24 protein-coding genes are annotated in these 26,630 nt (G+C 61.6%); 9 read left to right on the top strand and 15 right to left on the bottom strand.

Annotation, left to right across the window (positions count from 1 at the left end):
• Nucleotides 1-60: 60 nt before the first annotated feature.
• The 7 genes from hflX to HW452_RS03620 form a co-directional block, all read right to left on the bottom strand.
• A complete protein-coding gene (gene hflX, locus HW452_RS03650; RefSeq protein WP_224104745.1) occupies nucleotides 61-1,371 on the bottom strand; it encodes a ribosome rescue GTPase HflX in 1,311 nt (436 codons plus the stop codon).
• Between the two features lie 37 nt (nucleotides 1,372-1,408).
• Complete coding sequence (gene hfq / locus HW452_RS03645) at nucleotides 1,409-1,657, bottom strand: RNA chaperone Hfq (RefSeq protein WP_009099947.1); 249 nt, start codon at nucleotides 1,655-1,657, stop codon at nucleotides 1,409-1,411.
• Between the two features lie 136 nt (nucleotides 1,658-1,793).
• Nucleotides 1,794-2,732, bottom strand: coding sequence for a tRNA (adenosine(37)-N6)-dimethylallyltransferase MiaA (miaA, locus tag HW452_RS03640; protein ID WP_224104744.1), 939 nt, complete (start codon nucleotides 2,730-2,732; stop codon nucleotides 1,794-1,796).
• Nucleotides 2,733-2,774: 42 nt separating this feature from the next.
• Complete coding sequence (gene mutL, locus HW452_RS03635; protein ID WP_224104743.1) at nucleotides 2,775-4,730, bottom strand: DNA mismatch repair endonuclease MutL; 1,956 nt, start codon at nucleotides 4,728-4,730, stop codon at nucleotides 2,775-2,777.
• A 7-nt stretch (nucleotides 4,731-4,737) separates the two neighbouring features.
• Nucleotides 4,738-6,177: an N-acetylmuramoyl-L-alanine amidase gene (locus tag HW452_RS03630; RefSeq protein ID WP_317986318.1), complete on the bottom strand. Its 1,440-nt coding sequence runs from the start codon at nucleotides 6,175-6,177 to the stop codon at nucleotides 4,738-4,740.
• 19 nt (nucleotides 6,178-6,196) lie between these two features.
• The gene (gene tsaE, locus HW452_RS03625) at nucleotides 6,197-6,694 is read right to left on the bottom strand and encodes a tRNA (adenosine(37)-N6)-threonylcarbamoyltransferase complex ATPase subunit type 1 TsaE (protein WP_224104741.1); all 498 of its coding nucleotides are present in this window, start codon (nucleotides 6,692-6,694) and stop codon (nucleotides 6,197-6,199) included.
• Between the two features lie 11 nt (nucleotides 6,695-6,705).
• Complete coding sequence (locus HW452_RS03620) at nucleotides 6,706-8,199, bottom strand: NAD(P)H-hydrate dehydratase (protein ID WP_224104740.1); 1,494 nt, start codon at nucleotides 8,197-8,199, stop codon at nucleotides 6,706-6,708.
• A 114-nt stretch (nucleotides 8,200-8,313) separates the two neighbouring features.
• Between HW452_RS03620 and queG the strand changes: the two genes are divergently transcribed.
• Nucleotides 8,314-9,402 (top strand): tRNA epoxyqueuosine(34) reductase QueG, encoded by a 1,089-nt coding sequence (gene queG / locus HW452_RS03615; RefSeq protein ID WP_224105080.1) that lies wholly within the window; start codon nucleotides 8,314-8,316, stop codon nucleotides 9,400-9,402.
• Nucleotides 9,403-9,410: 8 nt separating this feature from the next.
• Here queG and orn read toward each other — a convergent pair whose 3' ends face one another.
• The gene (gene orn, locus HW452_RS03610; RefSeq protein WP_224104739.1) at nucleotides 9,411-9,992 is read right to left on the bottom strand and encodes an oligoribonuclease; all 582 of its coding nucleotides are present in this window, start codon (nucleotides 9,990-9,992) and stop codon (nucleotides 9,411-9,413) included.
• Nucleotides 9,993-10,078: 86 nt separating this feature from the next.
• Here orn and rsgA point away from each other — a divergent pair, with 86 nt between their 5' ends.
• From rsgA to asd, 3 genes are read left to right on the top strand one after another with little or no spacing between them, the layout of a single operon-like run.
• On the top strand, nucleotides 10,079-11,098 hold the full coding sequence (gene rsgA / locus HW452_RS03605) for a small ribosomal subunit biogenesis GTPase RsgA (protein WP_224104738.1): 1,020 nt from the start codon (nucleotides 10,079-10,081) through the stop codon (nucleotides 11,096-11,098).
• An 18-nt stretch (nucleotides 11,099-11,116) separates the two neighbouring features.
• Nucleotides 11,117-11,959: a sulfurtransferase gene (locus tag HW452_RS03600; RefSeq protein WP_224104737.1), complete on the top strand. Its 843-nt coding sequence runs from the start codon at nucleotides 11,117-11,119 to the stop codon at nucleotides 11,957-11,959.
• Between the two features lie 39 nt (nucleotides 11,960-11,998).
• Nucleotides 11,999-12,865: an archaetidylserine decarboxylase gene (gene asd, locus HW452_RS03595; RefSeq protein ID WP_224104736.1), complete on the top strand. Its 867-nt coding sequence runs from the start codon at nucleotides 11,999-12,001 to the stop codon at nucleotides 12,863-12,865.
• Here asd and HW452_RS03590 read toward each other — a convergent pair.
• On the bottom strand, nucleotides 12,857-13,471 hold the full coding sequence (locus HW452_RS03590; RefSeq protein ID WP_224104735.1) for a TetR/AcrR family transcriptional regulator: 615 nt from the start codon (nucleotides 13,469-13,471) through the stop codon (nucleotides 12,857-12,859). The genes asd and HW452_RS03590 overlap by 9 nt on opposite strands.
• A gap of 215 nt (nucleotides 13,472-13,686) precedes the next feature.
• Between HW452_RS03590 and HW452_RS03585 the strand changes: the two genes are divergently transcribed.
• Both HW452_RS03585 and HW452_RS03580 read left to right on the top strand, forming a co-directional pair.
• On the top strand, nucleotides 13,687-14,847 hold the full coding sequence (locus HW452_RS03585) for an HlyD family secretion protein (RefSeq protein WP_224104734.1): 1,161 nt from the start codon (nucleotides 13,687-13,689) through the stop codon (nucleotides 14,845-14,847).
• Nucleotides 14,844-16,391: a DHA2 family efflux MFS transporter permease subunit gene (locus HW452_RS03580; protein WP_224104733.1), complete on the top strand. Its 1,548-nt coding sequence runs from the start codon at nucleotides 14,844-14,846 to the stop codon at nucleotides 16,389-16,391. The genes HW452_RS03585 and HW452_RS03580 overlap by 4 nt, the downstream gene beginning before the upstream one ends.
• A 6-nt stretch (nucleotides 16,392-16,397) precedes the next feature.
• Here HW452_RS03580 and epmA read toward each other — a convergent pair whose 3' ends face one another.
• Nucleotides 16,398-17,378, bottom strand: coding sequence for an EF-P lysine aminoacylase EpmA (epmA, locus tag HW452_RS03575; RefSeq protein ID WP_224104732.1), 981 nt, complete (start codon nucleotides 17,376-17,378; stop codon nucleotides 16,398-16,400).
• 111 nt (nucleotides 17,379-17,489) lie between these two features.
• On the bottom strand, nucleotides 17,490-18,056 hold the full coding sequence (gene efp, locus HW452_RS03570; protein WP_224104731.1) for an elongation factor P: 567 nt from the start codon (nucleotides 18,054-18,056) through the stop codon (nucleotides 17,490-17,492).
• Nucleotides 18,057-18,210: 154 nt separating this feature from the next.
• Here efp and epmB point away from each other — a divergent pair, with 154 nt between their 5' ends.
• Nucleotides 18,211-19,230, top strand: coding sequence for an EF-P beta-lysylation protein EpmB (gene epmB / locus HW452_RS03565; RefSeq protein WP_224104730.1), 1,020 nt, complete (start codon nucleotides 18,211-18,213; stop codon nucleotides 19,228-19,230).
• Here the strand turns inward: epmB and HW452_RS03560 are convergent.
• The 3 genes from HW452_RS03560 to HW452_RS03550 form a co-directional block, all read right to left on the bottom strand.
• Nucleotides 19,142-20,293 (bottom strand): hypothetical protein, encoded by a 1,152-nt coding sequence (locus HW452_RS03560; protein ID WP_224104729.1) that lies wholly within the window; start codon nucleotides 20,291-20,293, stop codon nucleotides 19,142-19,144. The genes epmB and HW452_RS03560 overlap by 89 nt on opposite strands.
• A gap of 66 nt (nucleotides 20,294-20,359) precedes the next feature.
• A complete protein-coding gene (locus HW452_RS03555) occupies nucleotides 20,360-21,208 on the bottom strand; it encodes an alpha/beta hydrolase (protein ID WP_224104728.1) in 849 nt (282 codons plus the stop codon).
• 97 nt (nucleotides 21,209-21,305) lie between these two features.
• The gene (locus HW452_RS03550) at nucleotides 21,306-23,462 is read right to left on the bottom strand and encodes a TonB-dependent siderophore receptor (protein WP_224104727.1); all 2,157 of its coding nucleotides are present in this window, start codon (nucleotides 23,460-23,462) and stop codon (nucleotides 21,306-21,308) included.
• Nucleotides 23,463-23,643: 181 nt separating this feature from the next.
• On the opposite strand from HW452_RS03550, the gene HW452_RS03545 reads away from it, so the two are divergent.
• Both HW452_RS03545 and HW452_RS03540 read left to right on the top strand, forming a co-directional pair.
• A complete protein-coding gene (locus HW452_RS03545; protein WP_224104726.1) occupies nucleotides 23,644-24,630 on the top strand; it encodes a helix-turn-helix domain-containing protein in 987 nt (328 codons plus the stop codon).
• A gap of 69 nt (nucleotides 24,631-24,699) precedes the next feature.
• Nucleotides 24,700-25,602: a ParB/Srx family N-terminal domain-containing protein gene (locus tag HW452_RS03540; protein WP_224104725.1), complete on the top strand. Its 903-nt coding sequence runs from the start codon at nucleotides 24,700-24,702 to the stop codon at nucleotides 25,600-25,602.
• 5 nt (nucleotides 25,603-25,607) lie between these two features.
• Here the strand turns inward: HW452_RS03540 and HW452_RS03535 are convergent, their stop codons facing one another.
• Nucleotides 25,608-26,486 (bottom strand): ion transporter, encoded by an 879-nt coding sequence (locus HW452_RS03535; protein WP_224104724.1) that lies wholly within the window; start codon nucleotides 26,484-26,486, stop codon nucleotides 25,608-25,610.
• Between the last annotated feature and the right edge of the window lie 144 nt (nucleotides 26,487-26,630).

Raw genomic sequence — 26,630 nt, 5'->3', positions numbered from 1 at the left:
TCTCGATGTGTCATTACCATCGTTACACGATTAAACGCGGGCGGCCGGGTGAATGGCCTGTCACCACTCGTCCGTTTCGCGAAGCGCTTCAGGCAGATACGTATTGGCGCGCTCGCCAAGCTGAGCCATCAGCTGATTGAAGTCACGCCGAGGCAGGCGTACATCCAGCACCGTGTGGCCCTGCTCATCAAACGTTTCCTCACGAACAGCGTTGAGCTCATGCAGCCCAGCACGCAACTTGCCCTGCTCGGGGGCCAACGTGAGCGAGAAGCCGATGACATCGTCAGCCAGGCGCTCGGTGAGCGCTTGGTGAAGCAGTTCAAGCCCTTGCCCCTGCTGGGCAGAGAGCCAGACAACCTGCGGCACACCATGGCCATCGCGCTCGATACGCGGCGCACTGTCAAGCTTGTCGATCTTGTTCATGACCTTGAGTACCGGCACGCTGTCTGCACCGATCTCCTCGAGCACGTACTCGACCTGGCCGACGTTCAGCTCGCGGTCCGGGTCGGCGGCATCGATGACATGCACCAGCAGTGTCGCTTCGGCGGCTTCCTGCAGCGTGGCCTGGAAGGCCTCAACCAGCTTGTGGGGCAGATGGCGGATGAAACCTACCGTATCCGCCATGACCACCGGACCGACATCGTCGATTTCCAGGCGCCTGAGCGTCGGGTCCAGCGTGGCAAACAGCTGATCGGCGGCATAGACCTCGGCATCGGTCAACGCGTTGAACAGCGTCGACTTGCCAGCGTTGGTATAGCCCACCAGCGATACGCTGTGAATCTCGGCACGGGCGCGGGCTCGGCGATTCTGTTCACGCTGGCTGCGCACCTTGTCCAGGCGCTTGTTGATGGACTTGATACGCCCTCTGAGCAGGCGGCGGTCGGTTTCCAGCTGGGTCTCGCCGGGCCCGCGCAGGCCTATACCGCCCTTCTGACGTTCAAGGTGCGTCCACCCGCGCACCAGGCGGGTAGACATGTATTCTAACTGGGCAAGCTCGACCTGCAGCTTACCTTCATGGGTTCGTGCCCGCTGCGCAAAGATATCCAGGATCAGACCGGTACGGTCAAGAACCCGGCATTTGAGCTCACGCTCAAGGTTGCGCTGTTGGGAAGGACTCAAACTGTGATTGAAGATTACCAGTTCAGCCTGATGAGCTGCGAGCATGGCTCGCAGCTCATCCAGCTTGCCCGAACCGATAAAGGTTCGGGAATCCGGGCGCTGACGACTGGCGGTGAGCAGGGTCGCGGGCTCTGCACCGGCAGAGCGCACGAGCTCAAGAAACTCACCCGGGTCTTCACGTGCCTGTTCATCGTGAAAGTCTACGTGAACAAGTACTGCCGTTTCACCGGCTTCTGGGCGCTCAAAAAACAATCAATACCTCGAGGATTCCATTGCTCATCCAGCGGCGTCAAATGTCCGCATCGGGTGCGGCTGGATCTTGTGCCGGCAAACGTACGTTGCGCGACGGCACCACCGTGGAAATAGCATGTTTATAAACCATCTGACTGACGGTATTACGTAGCAGAATGACAAACTGGTCAAAGGATTCGATCTGGCCTTGCAGCTTGATGCCATTCACCAAAAAGATAGAGACCGGAATGCGCTCTTTGCGCAAGATATTCAAGTATGGGTCTTGAAGGGACTGCCCTTTGGACATGTTGCTCTCCCTAAAACTGTCGTTGGGGTTGGTTATTAATGGCGTGCCCTACTGGTACTACGCCGCAATCTGTTGCCCGAAAGGCCTGGTCACATGGCCGCTCGAAAACACTCGCTTACGAAACTACCATCTTACGCTAAGCACCGCTTTCACGCACGAATTTCAGCGTCTTATCCACCACGTCAGACTGCTGTGAATCGATCCAGACAAGATTCTTCCAGCTTCTCAGCCAGGTCAGCTGACGCTTGGCAAGCTGACGAGTGGCGATGACCCCCCGCTCTTCAAGCGTAGGGTAATCGTAATCGCCGTCCAGATATTCCCATACCTGCCGGTAGCCGACGCTTTTCATGGCAGGTAGATCAATATGCAGGTCAACACGCTTTTTGAGGGCGGACACTTCCTCTATCAAGCCCTCTGACAGCATCGTCTTGAATCGTTTTTCGATGCGACCATGCAAAACGCTTCGGTCCGCGGGCGACAGGGCTATCGACAACACCCGCCAGGGAAAGGTTTCCGGCTGCTGCTCTGCCCAAAGCTCGCTCATTGGCTTGCCGCTTGAGTAATAGACCTCCAGGGCGCGCATCATGCGCTGGGGGTCGTTGGGATGAATGCGCCGTGCCGATACCGGATCCACCTGCTTCAACGCTTCGTGCAAGGCCCCAAGCCCCTCGGCCTCGCGCTTCGCCACCAGCTGCTCGCGAATGGCGGGGTCCGCTGCGGGCATCTTCGCCACGCCTTCTATCAGGCATTTGTAGTACAGCATGGTGCCGCCCACCAGCAGCGGCACCTTGCCCGCCGCGCTGATTTGTCGCATCTCGGAAAGAGCATCCTCACGAAAATCCGCTGCGGAATAGGGCTGCGCCGGGTCGCGCAGATCGATCAGTCGATGGGGTGCGCGGGCAAGCTCCGCTGCGCTGGGCTTGGCACTGCCGATATCCATGTCACGATAGACCATGGCGGAATCCACACTGATCAGCTCGTGGCCCAGCCGCTCATGAAGCGCGATGGCCGTATCGGTCTTGCCGGCCGCAGTCGGGCCCATCAGAAAAATCGCCCAGGGGCGCGTATCAGCCATAGGGTGGCAAACTCCGCCATGCTTGAAAAAAGAGGTAGATCACTACTGACCGCGCAGGAACAGCTTGTCCAGCGCTTTCATGCTCATCTGGGTCCAGGTGGGTCGCCCATGGTTACACTGGTCGCTACGTTCGGTGCGCTCCATGTCGCGCAGCAGCGCGTTCATCTCGGCCACGGTCAGGCGCCGGTTGGCGCGCACACTGCCGTGACAAGCCATGGTAGAGAGCAGCTCATGGATTCGTGCTTCCACCTGATGGGTGCGTCCGAAGCGGGCCAGTTCCTCGAGCATTTCACGCACCAGCGCCTCGGGGTCGGCCTGGGCAAGCAGCGCAGGCAACTGGCGCACCAGAAGCGTTTCCGGCCCGGCGATATCCAGCTCTATGCCAAGCTTGGAAATCGCCGCCTGCTCGCTCTCGGCAGTGGCCACCTCCGCCCGGCTGGCGGCCAGCGAGACCGGCACCAGCAGCGGCTGCGTATCGATGCCGCTTGCCGCCAGCTGCTCCTTCATGCGCTCATATACGATGCGCTCGTGAGCCGCATGCATATCCACCAACACCAGCCCATGGGCATTCTGGGCCAGAATGTAAATGCCGTGCAGTTGCCCCAGCGCAAAGCCCAGCGGGGGCGCACTGGCGGGGTCACTCTCCGGCATGGCAAGCGGCGCCTCGCGCACCTGGTTGGCGGTTGATGCTTCCCCCGCCCATGTCCCTGGCGCCTGCGGCGTCAGCAGTGTCTCTTCATGTCCCGGATGCAGCGCCTGATAGCCCTGCATGAAGCGACGCACCTTTTCTGCCCCCGGGTGGCGAGCGGGCGCCTGCGGTGGCGCCAGTGCCATGCCCTGCTGCTGCCATTTGCCAGACTCTTTACCAGATTCTGGCGAACTGGCAGTCGCTTCTTCGCTCGCCACAGGCTCGGCAGAGGACGCACTCAAAGGTTGGGCGGCCTCAGCCTCCTCCGGTGCATCGCTTTCGGCAGGCTTGGACGTTGCCAGACAGTGATGCAGGCTGGAGTAGAGAAAGTCATGCACCATACGGCCGTCACGAAAGCGCACTTCGTGCTTGGTAGGATGCACGTTGACATCCACCACGTCCGGGTCCAGCGTCAAATAAAGCACGAATACCGGATGGCGGCCGTTGTACAGCACGTCGCGATAAGCCTGGCGAACCGCGTGGGCCACCAGCCGGTCACGCACTACACGGCCGTTGACGAAAAAGTACTGCTGATCTGCCTGGGAGCGTGAATGGGTAGGCAACCCCACCCAGCCACTCAGGCGCAGCCCGCCCGCTTCGCGTTCGATATAGCGTGCATGCTCGATGAAGTTCTTGCCCAGCAGCGCAGCAATGCGCCGCTCCTGGGCAGCCGCAGAGTGCCCGGAAGGCAGCTGGTGCACCACTTTCTGATTGTGGCGCAGCACCCAGGTAATGTCGTAGCGCGACAGTGCCTGGCGCCGGAACGCCTCTTCCACGTGGGCAAACTCGGTCTTTTCGGTGCGCAGGAACTTGCGCCGCGCTGGCGTATTGAAGAACAGGTCACGTACCGCCACGCTGGTGCCACGCGGGTGCGGGGCCGGTGTCACCCTCGCCTCCATTCCTCGCCCTTCGGCCACCACACGCCAACCGCCACGCGGGTCGTCTTCGGCGTTGGAAACCAGCTCCAGGCGCGATACCGAACTGATCGAGGCCAGCGCCTCGCCACGAAAACCCAGCGAACTGACGCCTTCCAGGTCCTCCAGGCTCTCGATCTTGCTGGTGGCATGGCGCGCCAGCGCCAGCGGCAGGTCTTCCTCGCCAATGCCGATGCCATCATCGCGCACCTTGATAAGCCGCGCACCGCCCTGCTCGATCTCCACGTCGATACGCTGGCTGCCTGCATCGATGGCGTTCTCGATCAGCTCCTTGGTGACTGATGAAGGGCGCTCGACCACCTCCCCGGCCGCAATCTGGTTGGCCAGGCGCGGGTCGAGCACATGAATACGCGGTGAGGACGACAACTCGGACACAGGCACCTCAAGAGCTGGGAATACGCAAGACTTGACCAACGCGAATGACATCGCCGTTCAGGTCATTCACCTGACGCAACTGGCCTACCGGCACACCGTGGCGAACCGCAATCGAGGAAAGCGTATCGCCGGACTGAATACGATACTCGTTGCCCGTGGGCTGACGCTGATGGTCACGCTGCCAGGCAAGTCGGCTGGCCGGCGGCGGGTTGCGCTCGAAGTGTGAACGAATACCGCTGAAAATAGCGCGGGCAAGCCCTTGCTGATGAACCGGATCACGCAAGCGGCGCTCTTCGCCTGGGTTGGAAATGAAGCCCGTTTCGATCAGCAGCGAAGGAATGTCCGGCGATTTCAGCACCATGAATCCCGCCTGCTCGACCCGAGATTTGTGCAGGCGATTGATCTGCCCCAACTGATCGAGTACCTGTCCACCGATGGAAAGTGAATCATTGAGCGTAGCCGTCATGGTCAGATCAAGCAGCACACCACGCAGCACCTGATCCTTGTCGCGTAGCGAAAGACTCCCGTCCACGCCGCCGATCAGATCCGACCGATTCTCGCTGTCGGCCAGCCACTGTGCCGTTTCAGAGGTCGCGCCACGCTGGGACAGGGCAAAGACCGAGCTGCCTTCGGGCCGTGGACTGTTAAAGGCATCGGCGTGGATCGAGACGAAAAAGTCGGCCTTCTGCTCGCGGGCCAGCTGGGTACGCTGACGCAACCCTAGGTAATAATCACCATCACGGGTCAGTACAGCCTTGAAGCCCGGCGTCCCATTGACATCCGACGCCAGCTTGCGGGCAATATCCAGCACCACATCCTTCTCGCGTGTGCCACCGGGGCCGATGGCGCCGGGATCCTCGCCGCCATGACCGGCATCGATCGCGATGATGATGTCGCGCTGAGGGTGAGGTTGGGCAGGTTGCACTTCAACAGGCGCAGGCGCTGCAGGTGAGGCTTCGCTGCCCGGCACCTGGGCCTGAGCCTGGGCCTGAGCGTTATTGCGCTGGGCCAGCATTTCCTGGTCGCGAATCATCGCCTCGATGGGGTCGATGGGATTTTCGACCGCACTTTCGCCCGGATATTCAAGGTCCACCACCAGGCGATGGCCATACTTGTCATTGGGCGGCAGCACAAAATGGCGCGGCTCGATCGAGCGGTTAAGTTCCAGCACCACACGCAGCCCACCGCCATCACGCGTTCCGGTGCGCACGGCTTCGATCGCGCTGCCCTCGAGAGGCAGCGTGGAAGCATCGGTATCCAGGCGGCTTTCATCAAGATCGATAACCAGTCGATCCGGATTTGCCAACGAAAAGACGTTGGCATTGACAGCCCCGGAAAGGTCGAATACCAGCCGTGCGTGATCCGGCGCTGCCCAAAGTCGCATGCTTTCAACCGTGGCGGCGTGGGCTGATGAAATACCGGCCAGCAGCGCGACCAGCCCCGGCATCAATAGGCGAGCCAGGTATTTACTCGGCATGGCGGGCACCGTCCTGTGGCTGACAAGGAGAAACGCTAGCGTCAAGCGCCTGGAGAATATGCTCGCCCTGCTGGCTTTCGGCGCTGAGCGTCAGCCGGCGCCCCACCTCGGCCACCGCGAGCGAAAGACGAAGATCCGGGGCGGGCAGCCAGCCTTCGCCCCGGCTTGGCCACTCGATGATGCACACCGCCTCGTCGGACAGCACCTCGCGCCCACCAATGAATTCGAGCTCTTCGGGATCTGCCAGACGGTAAAGATCCAGATGATAGATACGCTGCTGCCCGAGCTCGTAGGGCTCGACCAGCGTGTAGGTAGGGCTCTTGACCGCCCCTTCGTGGCCGTAGGCGCGCAAGATACCGCGCGTCAAGGTCGTCTTGCCAGCGCCTAGATCACCTTCCAGGTAAACGCGCCCACGCCCCTGCAATGCGCGTCCCAGCGCTTCACCAAAGGCGACTTGCGCCTCTTCACTATCCAATTGCACCTGCATGCGGGCTGCCTTTACGGGTTGACCAATTCTCGCGCATAGGATGCCAGATCGCTTGCCAGCAAGCCACGTTCTCCTGCATCCCTTGCCGCCCGATCAGCGGCCAGTGCATGCACCAGCACTCCCAGGCAGGCGCTCTGCTCCACCTCGCCACGTTGGGCCACCAGAGCACCCAGCATGCCGCTGAGCACATCGCCCATACCGCCGCTGGCCATGCCCGGATTGCCATACGGACATACCCCAAGACCGGCCACGCTTGCCACTAGACTGCCTGCGCCCTTGAGAATCACCACGCCACCGCGAGCCTTCTGCAAGGCGCGCGCTGCGGCAGGCCGGTCCGCCTGAACCTCGGCGGTCGAGCAGCCCAGAAGACGCGCGGCCTCGCCAGGATGCGGCGTCAATATCCAGTTGTCGCGCCGCTCGTCGGGCCAGTGGCTGGCCAGCAGATTGAGTGCATCGGCATCCACCACCAGTGGCGCCTTGGCGGCAAGCGCATGCTGAAGTACTGCCTGCCCCCAGGCGCCCTGCCCCGTGCCAGGCCCTACCACCAGCACATCGGCCCTCTGGGGCAACTGATCGAGGTCCGCCACACCGCGCACGCCGTGCGCCATGACCTCAGGGCAGCGCATAAGGCTCGCCGTGATATGCTCAGGCGCCGTCGCCAGACTGATCTTGCCAGCCCCCAGGCGCGCCGCCGTCTGGGACGCCAGCAGCGCCGCGCCGCCAAAGCCGGGTGCGCCGCCAAGCACCAGCACGTGGCCCATGTCCCCCTTGTGACTGGTACGTGGGCGGGATGCAAACGCGTCTCCAAGCCAGGCCTCATCAAGGCGCCAGGCGAAAGGCGGAATATCGAAAAAAGCGTCCGCCTTGACGCCCAGCGGGCGAAAGTCGATCTCACCGGTATGGGCCGGCGCCTCGCCGGTATGCAGGCCGATCTTGTCGCCGATGAACGTCACCGTGCCATCGGCCTGGACCGCTTCGCCCAGCACCGCACCGGTGTCGGCGGCCAGCCCCGAGGGAATATCGATCGCCAGCACAGGCTGGCGGGCCGCATTGATCGCACCAATCGCCTGGCGGGCAGGCCCGGTCACCTCATCGCGCACTCCCGTGCCCAGCAGGGCGTCGACGATGACGTCGCCGGTAAACACGCATCCTGCGTGCCACTGCTCGCAACTTACCCCAGCGGAGGTGGCAAGCTCCGCTGCACGGGCCGCGTCACCCTTGAGCTCGCCCAGTGCCTTGAGCGAAACACGCTGCACCTTGAGCCCGGACTGAATGGCAAGTGCGGCCAGTACATGGCCGTCGCCGCCGTTGTTGCCGCTGCCGCATATCACCGTGATACTGCGCGCCTGGGGCCAGCGCGCCCGAAAGCTATGCCAGGCGCTGGAGGCAGCCCGCTGCATCAGGGCAAACCCCTCGATACCACCGGCGATGGTGCGACGGTCCAGTTCCCGTACCTGCTCGGCCTTGAACAGCGGGCGTAGCGTGGAAGCACTTAAGGTGAACACGATCTCTCCTTTGCATGTTGTGGGGGCTGCCAATGCGTTAGCATAGCGTGCCAAACGCTCGACCGTAGATTGATAATGCCCAGTTCCCCTGCTTCTGCACATTCTCGCCACGCCATGACCCATGATGAGCTGGCTCGCCTGGCCGACCTGGTAAAGATCTGGGGCCGCGAGCTGGGCTTTCAGCAGGTGGGTATTACCGATACCCGATTGGAATCTCACGAGAAGCATCTGGCAGCCTGGCTGGAGAACGGCTATCACGGTGAGATGGGCTTCATGGCCAAGCATGGCACCAAGCGCACCCGGCCGGCGGAGCTTGAGCCCGGCACGCAGCGAGTGATCAGCGTTCGCATGGATTACCTGCCACCGGAGGTGGAAACCACCAAGGTGCTGGGCCAGCCCGGCAACGCCTATGTGTCGCGCTATGCGCTGGGTCGCGACTACCACAAACTGATGCGCAAGCGCCTGGCCCAGCTTGCCAGGCAGATAGAGCAGGAAGTCGGCACGTTCGGTTACCGCGCCTTCGTGGACTCCGCCCCGGTGATGGAGCGCGCCCTGGCACAGAAGGCAGGCCTTGGCTGGTTCGGCAAGAACGCCATGCTGCTCAACCCCAAGGCGGGTTCGCTGTTCTTTCTGGGCGAGCTTTACACCGACCTGCCTTTGCCCGTCGACCCGCCCTTCGAGCAGGAACACTGCGGAAGCTGCAGTGCCTGCCGCACGGCGTGCCCCACCGGTGCCATCGTGGATGACAAGGTGGTTGATTCGCGCAAGTGCATTTCCTATCTGACCATCGAGCTTCATGGCGCCATCCCGGTGGAATTTCGCCGCGCCATGGGTAACCGGGTATACGGCTGCGATGACTGCCAGCTGGTCTGCCCGTTCACGCGCTTTACTCGGTTAAGCCCCGAGCAGGATTTCGCCCCCCGCCACGACCTGGACCGCGCCTCGCTCATCAGCCTGTTTGCCTGGGGCGAAGAAGAGTTTCTGGACAAGACCGCTGGCAGCCCGATCCGGCGCATTGGCTATGAGCGCTGGCTGAGAAACCTGGCCGTGGGCCTGGGCAACGCACCCTGGAGCGAGGCGGTAGAGGCGGCGCTCTGGGCGCGCCGCGCCTACCCTAGCCCGCTTGTGCGCGAGCACGTGGCCTGGGCGCTGAATGAGCAGCGCCACAAGCGTGGCGTTCGCATTGCCACTGACGCTTCCTGATCGGAGCGTTACTCCTCTTCGTCCTGCTCGCCCGCTACGCGCAGGAACGTGTTGCGATAATGGGCAAGCTCGGCAATCGACTCCTTGATGTCGTCCATCGCCAGATGCACGTTGCGCTTGCTGAAACCGGCCAGGGCGCCCGGATTCCAGCGCTTGGCAAGCTCCTTGACGCTTGAAACATCCAGATTACGGTAATGGAAGAAGCTCCAGAGCGCGGGCATTTCGCGCTCGAGAAAGCGACGGTCCTGGTGGATGCTGTTGCCGCACATGGGCGAGGAGCCAGCCACGACGTACTGACGCAGAAAATCCAGCGTCTGCTGCTCGGCCGCCGCGGTTTCCACCTGGCTTGCCTTGACTCGCGCCACCAGCCCGGACTCACCGTGCGTCCTCTGGTTCCACTCATCCATGCCGGCCAGCAGGCTATCTGGCTGCTTCACGGCAATCACCGGGCCTTCGGCTACCACGTTCAGATCCGCATCGGTGATCAGAGTCGCCACTTCGATGATGCGCTCTTTATCAGGGTCAAGACCGGTCATTTCCAGATCGATCCAGACCAGCAGATCGCTGCGCGGCTCGCTACCATTACTCATGCTTTTCTCCATAATCGCGCCAGGTCGAGTTACCCGGCGTTCGTTAACAGGTACACTGTTGCCATTGTACCGAGCATCGGGTGGTCATGAGCAAACGTAAATTGAGTCGCCAGCAGCAGTGGCGAGTAAACAAAGTCCAGGCAGAGCGGGCAAGCCGCGCTGAAAAGCGCGATGTGCGCGATGCCGAGAAGCTGGCTGCCGGTGAATACGGCGCCGAACAGCCCGGCCGGGTCATGGCGCACTTCGGGCGCACGCTTGAGGTACGCAATGCCGAGGGTGACCCGGTGCGTTGCCATCTGCGCGCCAATCTGGACGGCATGGTGACCGGCGACCGGGTCATCTGGCGGGCGGGCCAGGAAGGCTCCGGCGTGGTAGTGGCGCGAGAAGAGCGCGACACTGTCCTCAAGCGTCCGGACGCTCGTGGACAGCTCAAGCCCGTGGCCGCCAATATCGATCAGATCCTGATCGTGTTTGCCGTTGAACCCGCGCCGCACCCCAACCTGATCGACCGCTACCTGGTGGCCGCCGAAGCCACCGGCATTGCCCCCATACTGGTACTCAACAAGACCGACCTGCTGCCGGAAGACGGCGGCGAGCTTGGCGAGCTTCTGGAACGCTACCGGGCGCTGGGTTATCCCGTGGTGCGTACCACCACGGCCAATGAAGCTGGGCTTGACGCTCTGCGGTCCCAGCTTGAAGGCCGCACCTCGGTATTCGTGGGCCAGAGCGGCGTGGGCAAGTCATCCTTGATCGACCTGCTGCTGCCCGGCGAGTCGCTACGTATCGGCGCCCTTTCCGAGGATTCGCGCAAGGGTACACATACCACGACCACCGCCCGGCTCTACACCATGAGCCAGGATGAAGTGACCGACGGCGAGTTGATCGACTCCCCCGGCATTCGCGAGTTCGGCCTGATTCACCTGACCGAGCAGGACGTGACCGACGGGTTCATCGAATTTCGGCCCTTTCTTGGCCACTGCCGCTTTCGCGACTGCCGCCACCGGGAAGAGCCGGGCTGCGCTTTACTTGAAGCGGTGGAGACAGGCAAGATTCACCCAGAACGTTTTGCCAGCTATCGACGCATTCTCGATAGCCTGGACGCCTGATTGTCAAAGGAGCTGCCCATGAGCACTGCGCACCCCTCGTCGGAATCGAACCTGCTGCCGCTGATCGTTGAGCCAGAGCAGCTCAAGAATCACCTGGAGGCTCCGGAGCTTCTAGTCATTGATGTGCCGGTGAATCCGGACAGCTACCGCCAGGGCCACGTGCCGGGCGCAGTCTACCTGGATTTTCGCTACCTGATGCGCGGCGAAGGCCCGGTGCCTAACGATGTGCCCGATGTCGAGTTTCTTTCCCGGCTGTTCAGCGCGCTGGGGCTTACCCGCGACACCCACGTGGTGGCCTATGATGACGAAGGCGGTGGCTGGGCGGCGCGGCTTCTATGGACGCTCGAACTGATCGGCCATACTCGCTACTCCTACCTGAACGGCGGCATCCACGCCTGGCGCGCTGACGGGCTCGATGAGAGCACCGAGCAGACGACTCCCACCCCCAGCAACTATCATGCCGAGATCCTCAATCCTCACGCGTTGATCACCTGTGAAGAAATCAAGGAGAAGCTTGGGGACCGGCAGTTCGCGGTCTGGGACGCCCGTTCAAAGGGCGAGTACGACGGCGAGAAAGGCAACAACAAGCACCTTGGGCATATTCCCGGCGCGGTGAACATGGATTGGGTCAACGCCATGGACAGAAATCGGGCCCTGCGCATCCGCGATTACGCCGAACTGATCACCGAGCTTCAAGCCATGGGCCTGACGCCGGACATGGAAGTGGCTACCCACTGCCAGAGCCACCACCGCAGCAGCTTTACCTGGCTCGTGGGCAAGGCGCTCGGCTTCAATATCCGCGGTTACGCAGGCTCCTGGGGGGAATGGGGTAACCGCGACGACACACCTATCGAAAAATGATTTCCCCTACCCGGGCTTACTACTGCAAAAGACATTGACGTGACGCTATCTCAAAAAATCTTTTCATTGATTCAGTACCCGCTGCCTCATCATGCGATTTCACGCCTGACCGGTTATTTCGCGCGCAGCGAAGTGTCATGGCTCAAGAATGCGCTGATCAAGGTATTCATCAAGCGCTTCAACGTGGACATGCGCCAGGCGCTGGAGCCCGACCCCACCGCGTACAGAAACTTCAACGCGTTCTTCACCCGCGCGCTGAAACCCGACGCCCGCCCACTTGGCGAGGGCCTTCTCAGCCCGACGGACGGTTCGCTCTCGCGCCATGGTGCCATCGAGCAGAACGAATTGATCCAGGCCAAGGGACATCGTTATTCGACCCAGGCTCTGCTGGGCGGCGACGCCGCGCTTGCCGCCGAGTTCTCCCGGGGTAGCTTCGCCACGGTCTACCTGTCACCGCGGGACTATCACCGAGTGCACATGCCCATGACCGGCACGCTGCGCGAAATGATCTACGTGCCGGGGCGCATCTTTTCGGTCAACAAGGCCACCGCCAGCTACGTCCCCGACCTGTTTGCCCGCAACGAGCGCCTGGTGTGCATCTTCGACTCGCCCCAGGGCCCCTTCGCCATGGTGCTGGTGGGTGCCATGGTCGTTGCCGCCATTGAAACGGTCTGGTCGGGCCAGGTCACGCCCCTGGCCGGCGTGCCCCAGCGCACCCGCTTTAGTGACCCGATCACCCTCGAGCGCGGTGAAGAGATGGGCCTGTTCAAGCTCGGCTCTACCGTGGTGATGTGCTTTGCCAACCCGGTCACGTTCGAGGACTACGCGCCGGAAACGATGGTCAGCATGGGTCAGACGCTGGGCGACTTTGCCCACCAGCCCATCAGGCCTCCGGCGTCAGTCTGACAAGGGCGTCGCGCCGGCCAGAAAGATCGCCACACAGCGACGCGCTCGGGCGTTGCACTGCGCCTCATCGATCTGCAGGCGTCGCCCAAGCAAGGCATTGATATGCCACTCGCCCAGCAGCATGCCCATGAACATGCCGGCCGCCTCCCGCGGGTCATCGAGCCGCAGCTGACCGCGAGCGACCTGGTCGGCCAGGTAATGGGCCAGTGCCTCTCGGGTATGGTCGGGTCCGCGGCTCAGGAACAGCTCACCAAGCTCGGGCGCCCGCTCGGCCTCGAACGCCAGCCCGCGCACGAGCCGTATCACGCCGGGGTCGAAGACCAGCATCAGCATGCGCCGTCCCATTTCATATAGCACCTGCTCCGGGGCCTGACGGTCACGCCTGCCCTCCTCCAGCACCGCCCAGGCGGTGGCAATGTGGCGTTCCATGGCCGCGGTAAAGAGCTTTTCCTTGCTGCCGAACTGCTTGTAGAGCGTAGCCAGCGACCCGCCCGCCCGGGCCACTATGTCGCTTACGCTGGCCCCGGCGTAGCCCTGCTCCAGAAACACATCCCGGGCCGCCTCGAGCAGGCGTTCACGGCGCGCCTCGCCACGCGTGGTACGCATCGCGTTCTCAGACTGTTCAACAGCAGACGTTGAGCAAGACATTCATTCACCTCTTCAAACCGGTTTATCAACCTACAGGCATCCAGCCCATGCTGCATGATCTCATCTTGCCGCTAGCGTGCTAACAAAGTAGCCATGTAGTGTAGCATTCATTACACTATGCAGCTTCCTTTCCGGCGGTCAGTCCGCCAACATGCCAAGCGTGAGGTGTCGCCATGCCATCAGAGGGCAAGCAGGTTCAGAACGAGGCGTTTCGTGAAAAGCGCAAAGGCCCTGCGCCAGTCCGCAAGCTGGCAGTGATGCTGGTAATGGTCATCGCCCTGGCCGCGCTGGCCTGGTGGAGCGTGGGCTGGTGGCAGGTAGGGCGCTTCATCGAAGAGACGGACAACGCCTATGTGCGCACCGACAGCGTCGCCATTCGCGCCGAGCTTTCCGCACGCGTCGTCGAGGTCATGGTGGATGACAACCAGGCGGTCAAGCGCGGCGAGCCGTTATTGCGTCTAGATGAGGCAAGCTACCGCGATCAGGTTGCCCAGGCAGAAGCCCAGCAGGCGGTAGCGGCCGCCTTCATTGCACAGGCCCATCGCCAGGTGGAACTGCAGCAGGCGGCAATTGATCAGGCGGCTACCCAAGTGGATGCCGCCCAGGCGGAAGTGAGCCAGGCACGGGCACACCTGGAACGCTCTTCCTCGCTTGCGGCCAACAACTACGGCTCGCGCCAGCAGCGGGAAGACGACCAGAGCGCGCTGCGGGTGGCCGAAGCCAATCTGGCCAGCCGTCGTGCGGCAGTCATCTCGGCCCAGCGCCAGCTGGCCGTGGCACAAAGCGACGTGGCCCGCGCCGAGGCCAACCAGGACGCCGCCCGCGCCGATCTTGACTATGCCCGCCACCAGCTGGACAAGACCTTGATCAGCGCCCCCCGCGACGGGGTGGTCGGCAACCTGCGCGTCGAACCCGGCACGCTGGCCCAGCCGTCGCTGACACTCTTGCAGCTGGTGCCGCTCGAATCAGCTTTTGTGATCGCCAATTTCAAGGAGACCCAGCTCGAGCGCATCCGCCTCGGCCAGCCGGTGGCCGTCCACCTGGACGCCTACCCGAATATTACCTTTGACGGCATCGTCGAAAGCCTGTCGCCAGCCACCGGCACCGAGTTCAGCCTGCTTCCCCAGGACAACGCCACCGGCAACTTCAACAAGATCGTGCAGCGCGTGCCAGTCAAGATCCGAGTGACAGGCCCTATCGAGTCGCTGGGCCTTTTGCGCGCCGGACTTTCGGTAATCCCCGAAATCGATACCCGCGAGCTTGAACCGAGAACGGAGGCGCCGACATCCCGCGTGACCAGCTCGCTCCTACCGCAGGAGCAGCACGACTCATGAGCGGAGCCGCCGCCCCCGCCATAGGCCCCAGCGAGATGCCGCCCTGGCCCCAACGCATTGGTTTTATCGCCGCGGTGTTCGGCATGTTCATGGCGATTCTGGATATCCAGATCGTGGCAAGCTCGCTCAACGAGATCCAGTCCGGGCTGTCCGCCAGCGAGGATCAGATTTCCTGGGTGCAGACCTCCTACCTGATTGCCGAGATCGTGATGATCCCGCTGTCCGGGATGCTGATGCGCATTCTCTCGACGCGGGTGGCGTTCACGCTCTCCTGCGCCGGCTTCACATTGGCAAGCCTTGGCTGCGCGCTGGCGGGTTCCATCGAGCAGCTCATCGTGCTGCGCGCCATTCAGGGCTTCATGGGCGGGGCGATGATTCCGATCACCCAGGCGATCAGCTTCTCGATCTTTCCGCGTCGGGTGATGGGCAGCGTGCAGGCGGTGATCGGCATGGTGGTCACCATGGCGCCATCGGTCGGCCCGACGGTGGGCGGCTACATCACCGAAACCCAGAGCTGGCACTGGCTGTTTCTGGCCAACGTGATTCCCGGCATTCTGGTGTGCTGGGCGGCCTGGAACTTTCTGGACATCGACAAGGGTGATCGGACGCTCGCGCGCAGGCTGGACGTGCTGGGACTTGCGCTGATTGCGCTGTTTCTCGGTTCGCTCGAGTTCGTGCTCGAGGAAGGCCCGGGAGAGGACTGGTTCGCCAGCCGCGAGATCGTGCTGTTCAGCCTCCTTTGCCTGGCGACCGGTGTCTGGTTTTTCGTTCGTACCCTGAGAAGCGACCATCCCATCGTCGACCTGCGCGCTTTCGCCAACCGCAACTTCGCCATCGGCGCCGGGATGGGATTCATCATCGGCATCGCGCTTTACGGGCTGGTCTACATCATGCCGCTGTTCTTTGGCTACGTGCGGGGGTATTCGAGCCTTCAGATCGGCCAGGTGATGTTCGTGACGGGCCTGACGATGTTCTTTTGCGCACCGCTGGTGGGCAAGGCCACCAACCATCTGGACCTGCGCTTGCTGCTGTTCTTCGGCTTTTTGCTGGTCGGTGCGGGCACCATGATGAACGCCAATCTCACCGTGCAGTCCGGCTTCTGGCAGTTCTGCGTGCCGCAGATCGTGCGCGGCGTGGGGCTGATCATGTGCATCATCCCCGCCTCGCGCATCGCACTCGGCACCCTGCCGCAAAGCGAAGTGGGTAACGCCAGCGGGCTGTTCAACGTGATGCGTAACCTGGGCGGCGCCATGGGACTGGCGCTTCTTGATACAGTGCGCGATATTCGCGAGGACTTTCACTGGAACCAGCTGATCCCGGCCATCGACACTGGCCGCGAGGTGGTCGTTTCCGAGATCGCCCGGTACGAAGCCATGCTCAGCGGCACGGTGCCGGATGCCTACCACGCCGCTGTGGGCCTACTGGCTCAGAGAGTGGCCCAGCAGGCCCAGGTCCTTGCCTTCAATGATATCTTTACCTGGCTGGGGCTGATCTACATCGTCACGGTGCCGCTGGTCTTTCTGCTCAAGCGCCTGAATGCCTGAGGGGCTTCAGCAGTCCGGCGTGGCAAACGCCAGCACGTCTTCCAGGCGCGCCTTTCCCAGCGCCTGCTGGATCAGCCGGTCGATGCCCAGCGCTACCCCCGCCCCTTCCGGCATGCCGAATTCGAGCGCGGCCAACAGGCGCTCGTCGATATCCACTTCCACAAGCCCCAGCCGGCGGCGCTCGAGGTTATCCTGCTCGAAGCGTGCACGCTGCTCTACAGCATCGGTCAGCTCATGGTAGCCGTTGGCAAGTTCCACACCTTCCAGGTATAGCTCGAAGCGTGAGGCTACCCATTCGCCGTCGCTGTCCTGGTGCCGGCGCGCCAGTGCCGCCTGGCTGGCAGGATAATCCATCACCACGCTCAGCTCGCCCCGGCCAAGGGTAGGCTCGATCACCATGCTCATCAATAGATCCAGACAGGTGTCGCGGCTCTCCTTGTCGAGCGCGCCGGCGGCCATCTGGCCGCGCTCGGCCGCTAGTCCGCGCAGTTTCTCAAGCGACAGGGTAAAGGGGTCCATCGCCAGATGGGTGTGGAACAGCTCCCGGTAGCGGTAGGTGACGACCTGCCTTGCAGGTGACGGTATAAGCGTTGCCACCAGAGCGGTCGTTTCATCGATCAACTCGGCCAGTGTGAAGCCTGGCCGGTACCACTCGAGCATGGTGAACTCGATATTGTGACGCGACCCCACTTCACCATCACGAAAGCTTCGAGCAAGCTGGAAGATAGGCCCGCTGCCCGCCGCCAGCAGTCGCTTCATGTGAAACTCCGGCGAGGTCTGCAGCCATAGCCGACGCTGCCCCTTGTCGGTACGGGCCTGAGTGGCAAGCGAGACCAGATGCACATCGGTGCTGCCGCCCTGCCCCAGCACCGGGGTTTCTACTTCCATCACATCACGTGCGGCGAAAAACGCCCGCACGCTGGCAAGCAGGCGGGCGCGCTCGCGCAGCGTTGCCATGTCTGCCTTGGGTCGCCACTCAATGGCCATCACCGCTCCTTGGACAAAATAAAAGCCACGCAAATGCGTGGCAATAAGGTAGTACACCCGTCACTGAGTGCGTAGTCGACATAAGACCACGCACCCATTCATCGGTGGCAATCAGGCGCGGGACACGTACTCGCCGGAGCGGGTATCGATTTTCAACACTTCGCCCTGATTGATGAACAAGGGCACACGCACCACCGCACCCGATGAAAGCGTGGCGGGCTTGGAGCCGCCCTGAGCGGTATCGCCTTTCAGGCCCGGGTCGGTTTCCACCACTTCCAGTTCGATGAAGTTGGGCGGGGTCACGGAGATCGCCTTGTCGTTCCACAGGGTCAGGGTATACGGCACCTGTTCCTTGAGCCATTTTTCCGTCTCGCCAAGGGCTTTCTTCTCGACCGCGTACTGCTCGAAGGAGCCGTCGGTCTTCATGAAGTGCCACATGTCACCGTCGGTATAGAGATACTCCATCTCCAGGTCCATGACGTCGGCGCCTTCCAGCGAGTCACCGGACTTGAAGGTGCGCTCACCGACACGTCCGGTCATCAGGTTGCGAAGTTTCACACGGTTGAACGCCTGGCCCTTGCCTGGCTTGACCAGCTCGTTTTCGACGATCGAACAGGGGTCGCCGTCGAGCATTACTTTCAGACCGCCCTTGAATTCGTTGGTAGAATAGTTAGCCATGTTGCCTCTCAATGATCCATGTCAGTTATCGATTACTGTCGCCGATGGGTGAAGGCCTTCGGGGCTTTCGCGGGTGCAACACCTCGGCCCATCGCATCGCTCAATAAGTGCGCGCATGATAACCCGAAGGAGGGCTTTTTTGCAGGAGAACATTATGATCGTTGCCTCGGACCGTCTCGAGCAAGCCAGCGAGGTATCACGCCCTTCATGGCAGCACCAGCTTTCCCACGCCATTCGTGACCCCAGGGTACTGTGCCAGTATCTGGGACTCGATGACACGTGGCTTGAAGGCGCGCGAACCGGACATGCGTTGTTCGAGGTGCGCGTCCCGGAAGCCTATTTCAAACGCATGGCCCACAACGCGCCGGATGACCCGCTCTTGCGTCAGGTACTGCCACTGGGCGATGAGATACTGGCGCCTGCAGGCTATGTGGCCGACCCGCTCGAAGAGGCCGACCACCGTCCTGTACGAGGGCTGATTCACAAGTACGCAGGCCGGGTACTGCTGATTGCAAGCCCTACCTGCGCCGTGAACTGCCGCTACTGCTTTCGCCGCCACTTCCCCTACAGCGAGAACTCGCCCTCCCGTGCCCAGTGGCAGGAGGCGCTTGACTATCTGCGCGACGACCCTGGTATTCATGAGGCGATCCTCTCCGGCGGTGACCCGCTGGCGGCAAGCGACCGTCAACTGGCCTGGCTGGCCGGTGAGCTGGAACGCATCCCGCACCTCAAGCGCCTGCGCATCCACACCCGCCTGCCGGTGGTGATTCCCGACCGGGTGGATAGCGACCTGCTTGCATGGCTTGGCAACACGCGGCTGCAGAAAGTGATGGTACTGCATATCAATCACGCCAACGAGATCGATCAGGCGGTAGTCGATGCCTGCGCCCGACTCAAGGCCGTGGGGGTGACGCTGCTGAACCAGAGCGTGCTGCTGCGCGGCGTCAACGATGATGTGACTACCCTGGCCGTACTTTCCGAACGCCTGTTCGAGGCTGGCGTACTGCCCTACTACCTGCATGTGCTCGACCCGGTCCAGGGCGCGGCGCATTTTGATGTGCCCGATGAGGAGGCGCGCACGCTGGTTACCCGCCTTCGCGATCATCTACCGGGCTTCTTGATGCCGCGCTTGGTGCGGGAAATTCCCGGCGAGGCGAGCAAGACGCCGCTTTGAATAAACGTCGAAACAAGGGCGTAACTAGCCATAGCACAGGTACGACCAGCCAGCGCCAGAGCAGCCGCAGCACGGCCAGCAGCGGGACCAGCACAATCAACCAGATCACAAACTGCCCAAGCCATACCGGCAGGCCCAGCCATCTTGCTGCATTGGCACCTAATGCACTGATCAGCGAGGGATGGCGGGCCACCACATAGGCGGTGGTAGCCACGGCGGCTATCTTGGCCATGCGCGGCAGGCTGGCAAAGCGCGCAGTGCCCGCGGCGATTCCCTGGCGCATGCCTGCCCGTGCGCCCTGGGCTTCCACACTGCCTGCCCGGGCGCCACGTGCAACGCGCCCTGCGCGAAGCACCTTGACCGTACTGGCCATCAGCAGAAGGTCCACCCCGGCCCAGCCGATGTCGCTTGCGTTGATCGCTTCATCGCGGCGCCACTGGTTCTCAAGGTCACGCAAGCCGCTGGTGAAGAAATCACTGATACCCGCCACGACACGCTCGCCCTGCAGCCAGTGCACCTTGCCTTCGGCATCCACCACGAATTGGTTAAGCAAGGCGTGCCCTTCGGCATCGAGCAAGGCAATGCCCATCTGCCCACGAAGGTGCGGTGTCCACTCGACTTCGCCTTGCACCTGTTCGCCCTCCTCGCTCCACCAGCGACTCAGCTGCTGGTAGCGCTCGCCTACCCAGTGCTGGGCGCGAAGTGTGGCGACGTCGTGGGCACGAAAGTAGCTGATCGGCAACACCGCATCAGGGCCAAAGCGCACCAGCACCTGCTGGAATTCAGGCAGCGCGGCGTACTCAAGCAGCGCCGCGCGGGCGATGTCGCCGTAGCGCAGAATGGCCAGGTGCGCACTCATCCATAGCGGCTGATCCTCGGCATAGGCGAGAAACACGCCATTGAGGGCAGCGGACTCCTGAGCAAGAGATGTCTCGATCGCGGGCAGCGCCTGGCGGGTTTCCAGGCGCATCAGGCGCGGCGCGTAGGTGTCCGTTGACGCCAGGGCCGACAACCCGCCTGCCAGTACCACTGCCACTATCAAGACAAGTAATCCGCTACGCAAGCGCTCTCCTGCTGGGCCTGTTAAACCCGAGATGATTTGACGGGGCAGCCGCACACGCGGTACGACTCACTGCGAAGGTTCGTTCAAGAACTCAAGCGCCTGGCGCGTGGCCGGCCACATCACGCTGCCGTGGTTCTCGCCGGGAAATACCGTCAGGCTTACGCTGGCGTCTTGCCGGGCACCGAACCATTCAGCGAACGCCCGAGTGTTATCGACCATGGCGCGCGCGCGCTGACGGCTGACGCGTTCGCTCGTATCCGGCTGATCATGGCCTGGCTGCTCGTCTTCCCCCACCCCGAGCATCAGCCGGGCGTCGGGCAGCGCAGATGATACCGCGTAGCGGCTGGCGAGCCTATCGAGCGGCTTGTCACCATACCACCAGAGCGAGGGGCTGATGGCGATATAGGTATCGAAGCTTGAAGGCCGGGTGAGCAGCGCGTGAAGGACGAACAAGCCGCCGTAGGAGTGGCCAAGAATCGCCTCCTGGTCTGAATCCACCGCAAAGCGCTGCTCGATGACAGGCTTCAGATGCGTCTGGATAAATTCAAGAAAGCGCTCCGCGCCGCCAAAGGCACCCCGGGAGTGGTCGCCATCCGCCGAGATGTCGGGAGTAAAGTCCTCGCTGCGCCGCTCTCGGCTAAAACGCTCGGTATCCGGGTAGCCAATCGCCACGATGAGCAGTGGATTGCCCATGCCGTCAGGCCCCTGGCGCGTCAGCGTATCGCGCGCTGCCTGTAGCAGCGGCAGGCGCGCGTTACCATCAAGCAGGTAGAGGACCGGGTAGCCCGCATCCGGCGGCGGCGCATCGGGTACCGACACCTGAATCAGATACTCGCGCTCCGGTTCAGAAGCAGTGAGCAGAAACTGGGCAGTGCCCGGCAGCGTAACGTCGCCAGGCGACGCGCTGTAGGCCATGGCCGGGCACCAGCAAAGCAGAAAAGGCAGCCATGGCAGGCCACCTGCTGATGAAAACCAGTTGCGCCACGGTTTCCCGTGGCGCTTGAATAAACCCTTAGAAATCATAGCGTAGCGATGCCACCACGTTGGCCGGGTTACCCGGCATGTTGAACGTTCCATCACTGCCCACCCGATTGTAGTAATCACGATCCAGCAGATTGTTGATATTGAGCTGCCCGCTTATCCGGGAAGTAAAGTCGTAGCCCACCATGGCATCCACCACCGCGTAGCCGGGCGCCTTGATGCCGTTACTTGAGGCGAAATCGCTCATCGCCGTCACGCCGCCCCCGATACGCAAGCCGCCCAGCATTTCGCCCGCGAAATCGTACTGGGTCCAGAGATTGACGATATTGTTGGGCATCAGGAGAAAGAGCCCGTCTTCGCGATCCGACGAGCTGCGCTCTACCTTGGTATCCAGATAGGTGTAGCCGGCAATGATGTCCCACTGGTCGGTAAGGCTTCCGGTGACCTCGAACTCAGCTCCCTGGATGCGCATCTTGCCCACGGACTCGGAATAGTTGGCCGCCGGGTCTGCCGGCGCCGCCGCCCGGTTCTCGTCATACAGCCGGAAAGCGCTGATACGCGCGTTCACATCACCGCCCAGGTAGCTGCCCTTGATGCCTACCTCGTACTGGTCACCTTCCCGCGGTGAGAGCAGATCGTTGTTGATATCACTCTCGGTCTGCGGCTTGAACACCTGCGAGTAGCTGGCATAAAGCGAATGTTCGTCATCAAGATCGACCACAAGCCCCGTATAAGGGGTTATCTCTGTGCCGCTACGGCTCTGCTCGGAGCCTGCTGCCAGGTCCTCGTAGTCAAGATCGTAACGGCTGACCCGCCCACCGGCAATCAGCGCCAGCGGCTGAATCGGGCGTAGTGTCAGCTTGCCATAAAGCCCGGTTTCCTCGAGCGTGGTGTTGGCATGCGAGTAGCCTCTACCGCTGGTACGTGCGCTGTCCAGGATATCGACGAAGGCCAGTGCGTTCAGCTCGTCTCGTGTGACGCGCCCGCCGGTCAGACTACGCGCGCGTCCCGCTTCCATGTCGGTATCGAAGCGTTTGTAATCGCTGCCCAGTACAAACTCGCTGACGTTGCCAAACGCGGAAAACGGCTGGCTGTAGCTTGCGTCCACCGCTACTGACTGCTGGTCGATCACGCTGCCAGTACCCGCCACGGTCAGCGTATCATCAGCATTCAAGGTGCTTCCGCCAAAGGCGTAGTTGTAATCGGCGTTGCGGTTGGAGTAACGCGCGGCCAGGCGCCCGAAGCCGCCCGTGGCAAAGCGGTGGGTAAGCTCGGCAATCCAGTCGTTCGAGTGGCTATTGAAGTCGTTCCAGCGGGCGCCGTAGAAATCCGAACGCGACCCGTACAGAAGCTCGCCACGGCTGCCCACTGGATGGCCGTTGTTCACCGTGATGTTCTTGGTATTGTGAAGGTAGCCAAGCCCCAACGTGGTGGCGTCATCGAGATCCATATCCACGGCCGCGTAGAGGTCGTGCTGGTCATTGGCGTTATTATCCACAAATTGACCGTGCTCGGTATGATCGATGACCAGGCGACCGCGTATGCGTCCATTTGCATCAATGGGTCCAGATATATCTACCTGCCCCGCACGCTGCTGGTCGCTGCCCAGGCTGCCGGTCACGTGCCCTTGGAAATCCCGGGTGGGGCGCTTGCGCACCAGGTTGACGATGCCGCCCATCTCGCTGGTGCTGTCAAACAGCCCCGACGGGCCACGCATGATCTCGACACGGTCTACCGCCGACAGGGTGGGCACCGACCCGGTGATACTGGTCATCGGCGCGGGCAGGCCATCGATACTGACTTCATCGTACTCGTAGCCGCGTGCGTAGATGGACGAGCGACCGTTATCGTTGGAGAGCACGCGCATGCCCGGCGTTCTGCGGCCCAGCTGATCCAGCGTGGTAAAGTTCTGATCCTCGATGGCATCACGCGTGACCACGCTGACGGATTGGGGAATATCACGCAGCGAGGCGGGCGTCTTGGTGCCGACGGTGGCCGCATCAACGCTATAGCCACCGGTCACTTCAGAAGACAGCATTTCATATAGACGATTACCCTCCACCGTGACGGTATCAAGTCGCGAAGCCTCCTCTACTGCCTGTGCCAACGCGTCAGGTGCAAGACAAAGCGCAATGGTGGCGCCGCTGATTACTGCTGCCAAACGATAACCCGATATCTCTGATGCCATGCTGTTCCCCTTGTGGCTCCTCTGGTTTAACGCCTTTTTGCGAATGAGAATCCGTTGCAATAAAATTTACGGCAGCGCATTATGCCATCCACTCGTTCGTGGCACCTTTGCATACCGGGCAGCTTGCTTTGCAAACGCGGCAAATGGGCGTATCAGGACTCACTTCAGCAAAAGGACATACATGGGCGAAACGTCAGCCATACACGAGATCAGCGCCGCCGATCTGCGCACGCTTTCCGCTCCGCTCGTCAAGCGCCAACGGCTCGAAGCGCCCGCCTGGGATCAGCGTTCAGCGCCGTTGACCGGGCGAATGTGGGTGGCAGAGATCGAACCGGGTATGCAGCTGCGTCTGGCCGATGTTCAGGATCGGTTCGGCCTGACCAGCCAGGCGGTACTGCCGGCAGGTGTCAAGATTGCTCTGGTAATGGGTGGAACGGCGCGCGTGCGCTATGGCGCGTCGGAAACTCGCCTGGGCGTCGATGCCTCCCACTGCGGTTTACTGGTCATCCTGCCTGCAGCAGCCAGCTTCACGCGCCTGGGCCAAGCGGGCGTGTCCGAACGCACGCTGACCTTGACCCTCTCGCCTCATTGGCTTGACCGCCACGGATATCGCGAACTTCTGACCTGCACAGAGGGGGCGCCAACGCTCAGCCATTGGACGCCCTCTTCAGGGCTCTTCGCACTGGCTTTGCGCCTTTTCTCAACCGATGAAAAAGCACCTCACGACACCGCAGCACGCCTGCAGCTTGCAGGGCTTGCAACGATGCTCGCGGGTGAAGCGCTGGCCTGTCTGCCTCGACCGTATCCACGCTCTAAAGCCCCCACCATGCCCGATCACCGCCTGGCCAGGCTCATGCACCTGATTGACAGCGGCCAGGCGAAAGGCGTGACCCAGACAGCGCTTGCCAAGCAGCTGGGCATGAGCGTGAGCACCCTTCAACGACGCTTTTATCACCAGCAGGGCGAAGCGCTAGGGAGTTTTCTGCGCCGCCATCACCTTGCCCTGGCCCGAAACGCCCTGGCGCAGCAGGCCATCAGCATAGACGCTGCCGCTGCGCTGGCTGGTTATACCAACGCGACCAACTTCGCCACGGCGTTCAAGCGGGAGTATGGTATAGCGCCTCGGGAGTATCGGCGCGTTCATCAGCGCCTTCTCCATCGAGCGTAAAGGGAGTGTCATCATTGATCCGTATCGTTGCCTGCTGGTTTAGCAACGATGACAATCCTGGAGAGATGCATGAAACGTGCGTTGACGCTGCTGGCGCTATTGCCCCTGGCGCCCGGCCTGGCCGTGGCGGTTACACCGGATTCGCTGGATATCCGCCACGTTGCCATAGGCGAGCTGCACCCGACACAGCCTGCTCTTGGCTATCGGCAGATGGATTACAAGCAGGGACGCTTCGCGGTGGATCGTGAGAAGTTTTTTGACGAGTTCTGTGAAACCGGGGGTCAGGGTGGCATTGATCTATTTGACGAGGCGTCTTCTTTAAAGGATACCGATAGCTTTACCTGCACCGCTGCCCTCGGCACGCATCCAGAGGATATGAAAACCGTCGTGATGGCGCCAGATGGCGACATGTACCTGACCGATGGCCACCATACCTTCAGCAATTACCTGGCCCTTGAAGGGCGCGAGCTCAGCGTACCGGTGCTGATTACCCACGACTTCAGCGACCTGCCGGATATGGAGAGCTTCTGGGCGACCATGCAGGAGGAGCGTCTGGTCTGGCTGGATGCGCCCGACGGGCCCATCACACCTGAAGAGCTGCCTGAACGGCTGGGGCGTGACGCTCAGGCAGATGACGCCTACCGCTCGCTGGTCTATTTCACACGTGGTGTCGGGTACAAGAAACCCTCCACCCCGCCGCCGTTTCTGGAGTTCTACTGGGGCCAGTGGCTTGCTGCCCAACTGCCGCTTGACGCGCTGGACCTGAGCACCCGGGAAGGCTATCGCGAGGCCGTTATTCAAGCGGCAACACTGATGGTCGAGGTGCCCGCCGACACCGTGATTGCCGATACCGCCACGGGGCCGCTGACCGCACGGGACATGGGCCAGCTACCCGCCTTCAATGACAAGGCGCTTGAAAAACTGCTCTCCGAGCGCGGCAAATTGACCTACGCGTTTTCACTCGACAAGTAGCAGTCTCACCGGCTGCTCTCTTCACGGTGGGGCGCCGGTGTCGACTCTGCTAAAGACGGATCACGCTGCACAAGCGCAGCCTCCATGCGATCGAGTTGGGCCTTGAGCCCGTGCACATCGTTGCGCAGCGCCTGCAGTTCGGCTTCTTCACCTTCGCCGTTATCCAGCGCCATCTGGGCACTTTCCTTTTGCATGACGTCCAGCACGATGCCGATCATCATGTTCAGGAAGATAAAGGCATTCAGAAAGATGAAGGTGAGAAAGTAGATCCAGGCGTAGGGGTAGACCTCCATGGTGGGATACAGCACTGCCGTTGCCCAGCTTTCGAAAGTGGCCACCTGAAAGAGCGTCAGCATGGCAAGCGCGATGTTACCCCACAGCCCTTCGTCCACATTATGAAAGAGGAAGCTGCCGATCGCGGCATAGATATAAAAAATGATAAACATCAACAGAGCAACGTAACCCATCCGGGGGATGGATTTCATCAAGGCTACCAGCAGCATCTGCAGCTCGGGAATCATGGATACCAGGCGCAATACCCGGAAGATTCGCAACAGTCGCGCCAGCAACACCATCTCCGAGTCATCCATGGGGATCAGGCTTGCGGTCACGATCAGGAAGTCGAACACGTTCCAGCCCTTCTTGAAGAAGCTGATCAAGTTGCGTTCGGCGGCCATTCTGATCAAAATCTCGATCAGGAAAAATATCGTGACGGCAATATCGAGATAGAGCAGCCACTGCTCTATACGTGACGTCTCTTCGTAGGTTTTCGCGCCAATCACCAGGGCGGAAAGCACAATGATGGAGATGACAACGCCTTCGAAAATCTTGTTGGTACGCAGATTTTCGAAGCGATCCTGCCAGGTATTGAAGGGTTCACTCATGGAGCAAGGAGTCTCTGAACGGTTTACCGCACCACTTTATACTAAAACCCCATAACGACCATACAAGTGATATCCTCTTGTTTCACTTAACGTATCCTGCGCCACCGGCACGCCTTCGGGCGGCCAGGTGGCATTTTTTAGTTT

Source organism: Vreelandella aquamarina, assembly GCF_020075495.1.
Taxonomy (GTDB): Bacteria; Pseudomonadota; Gammaproteobacteria; order Pseudomonadales; family Halomonadaceae; genus Vreelandella; species Vreelandella aquamarina_A.
The sequence above is the reverse complement of the archived record's forward strand: the minus strand, read 5'-3'. Positions and strand labels throughout refer to the sequence as shown.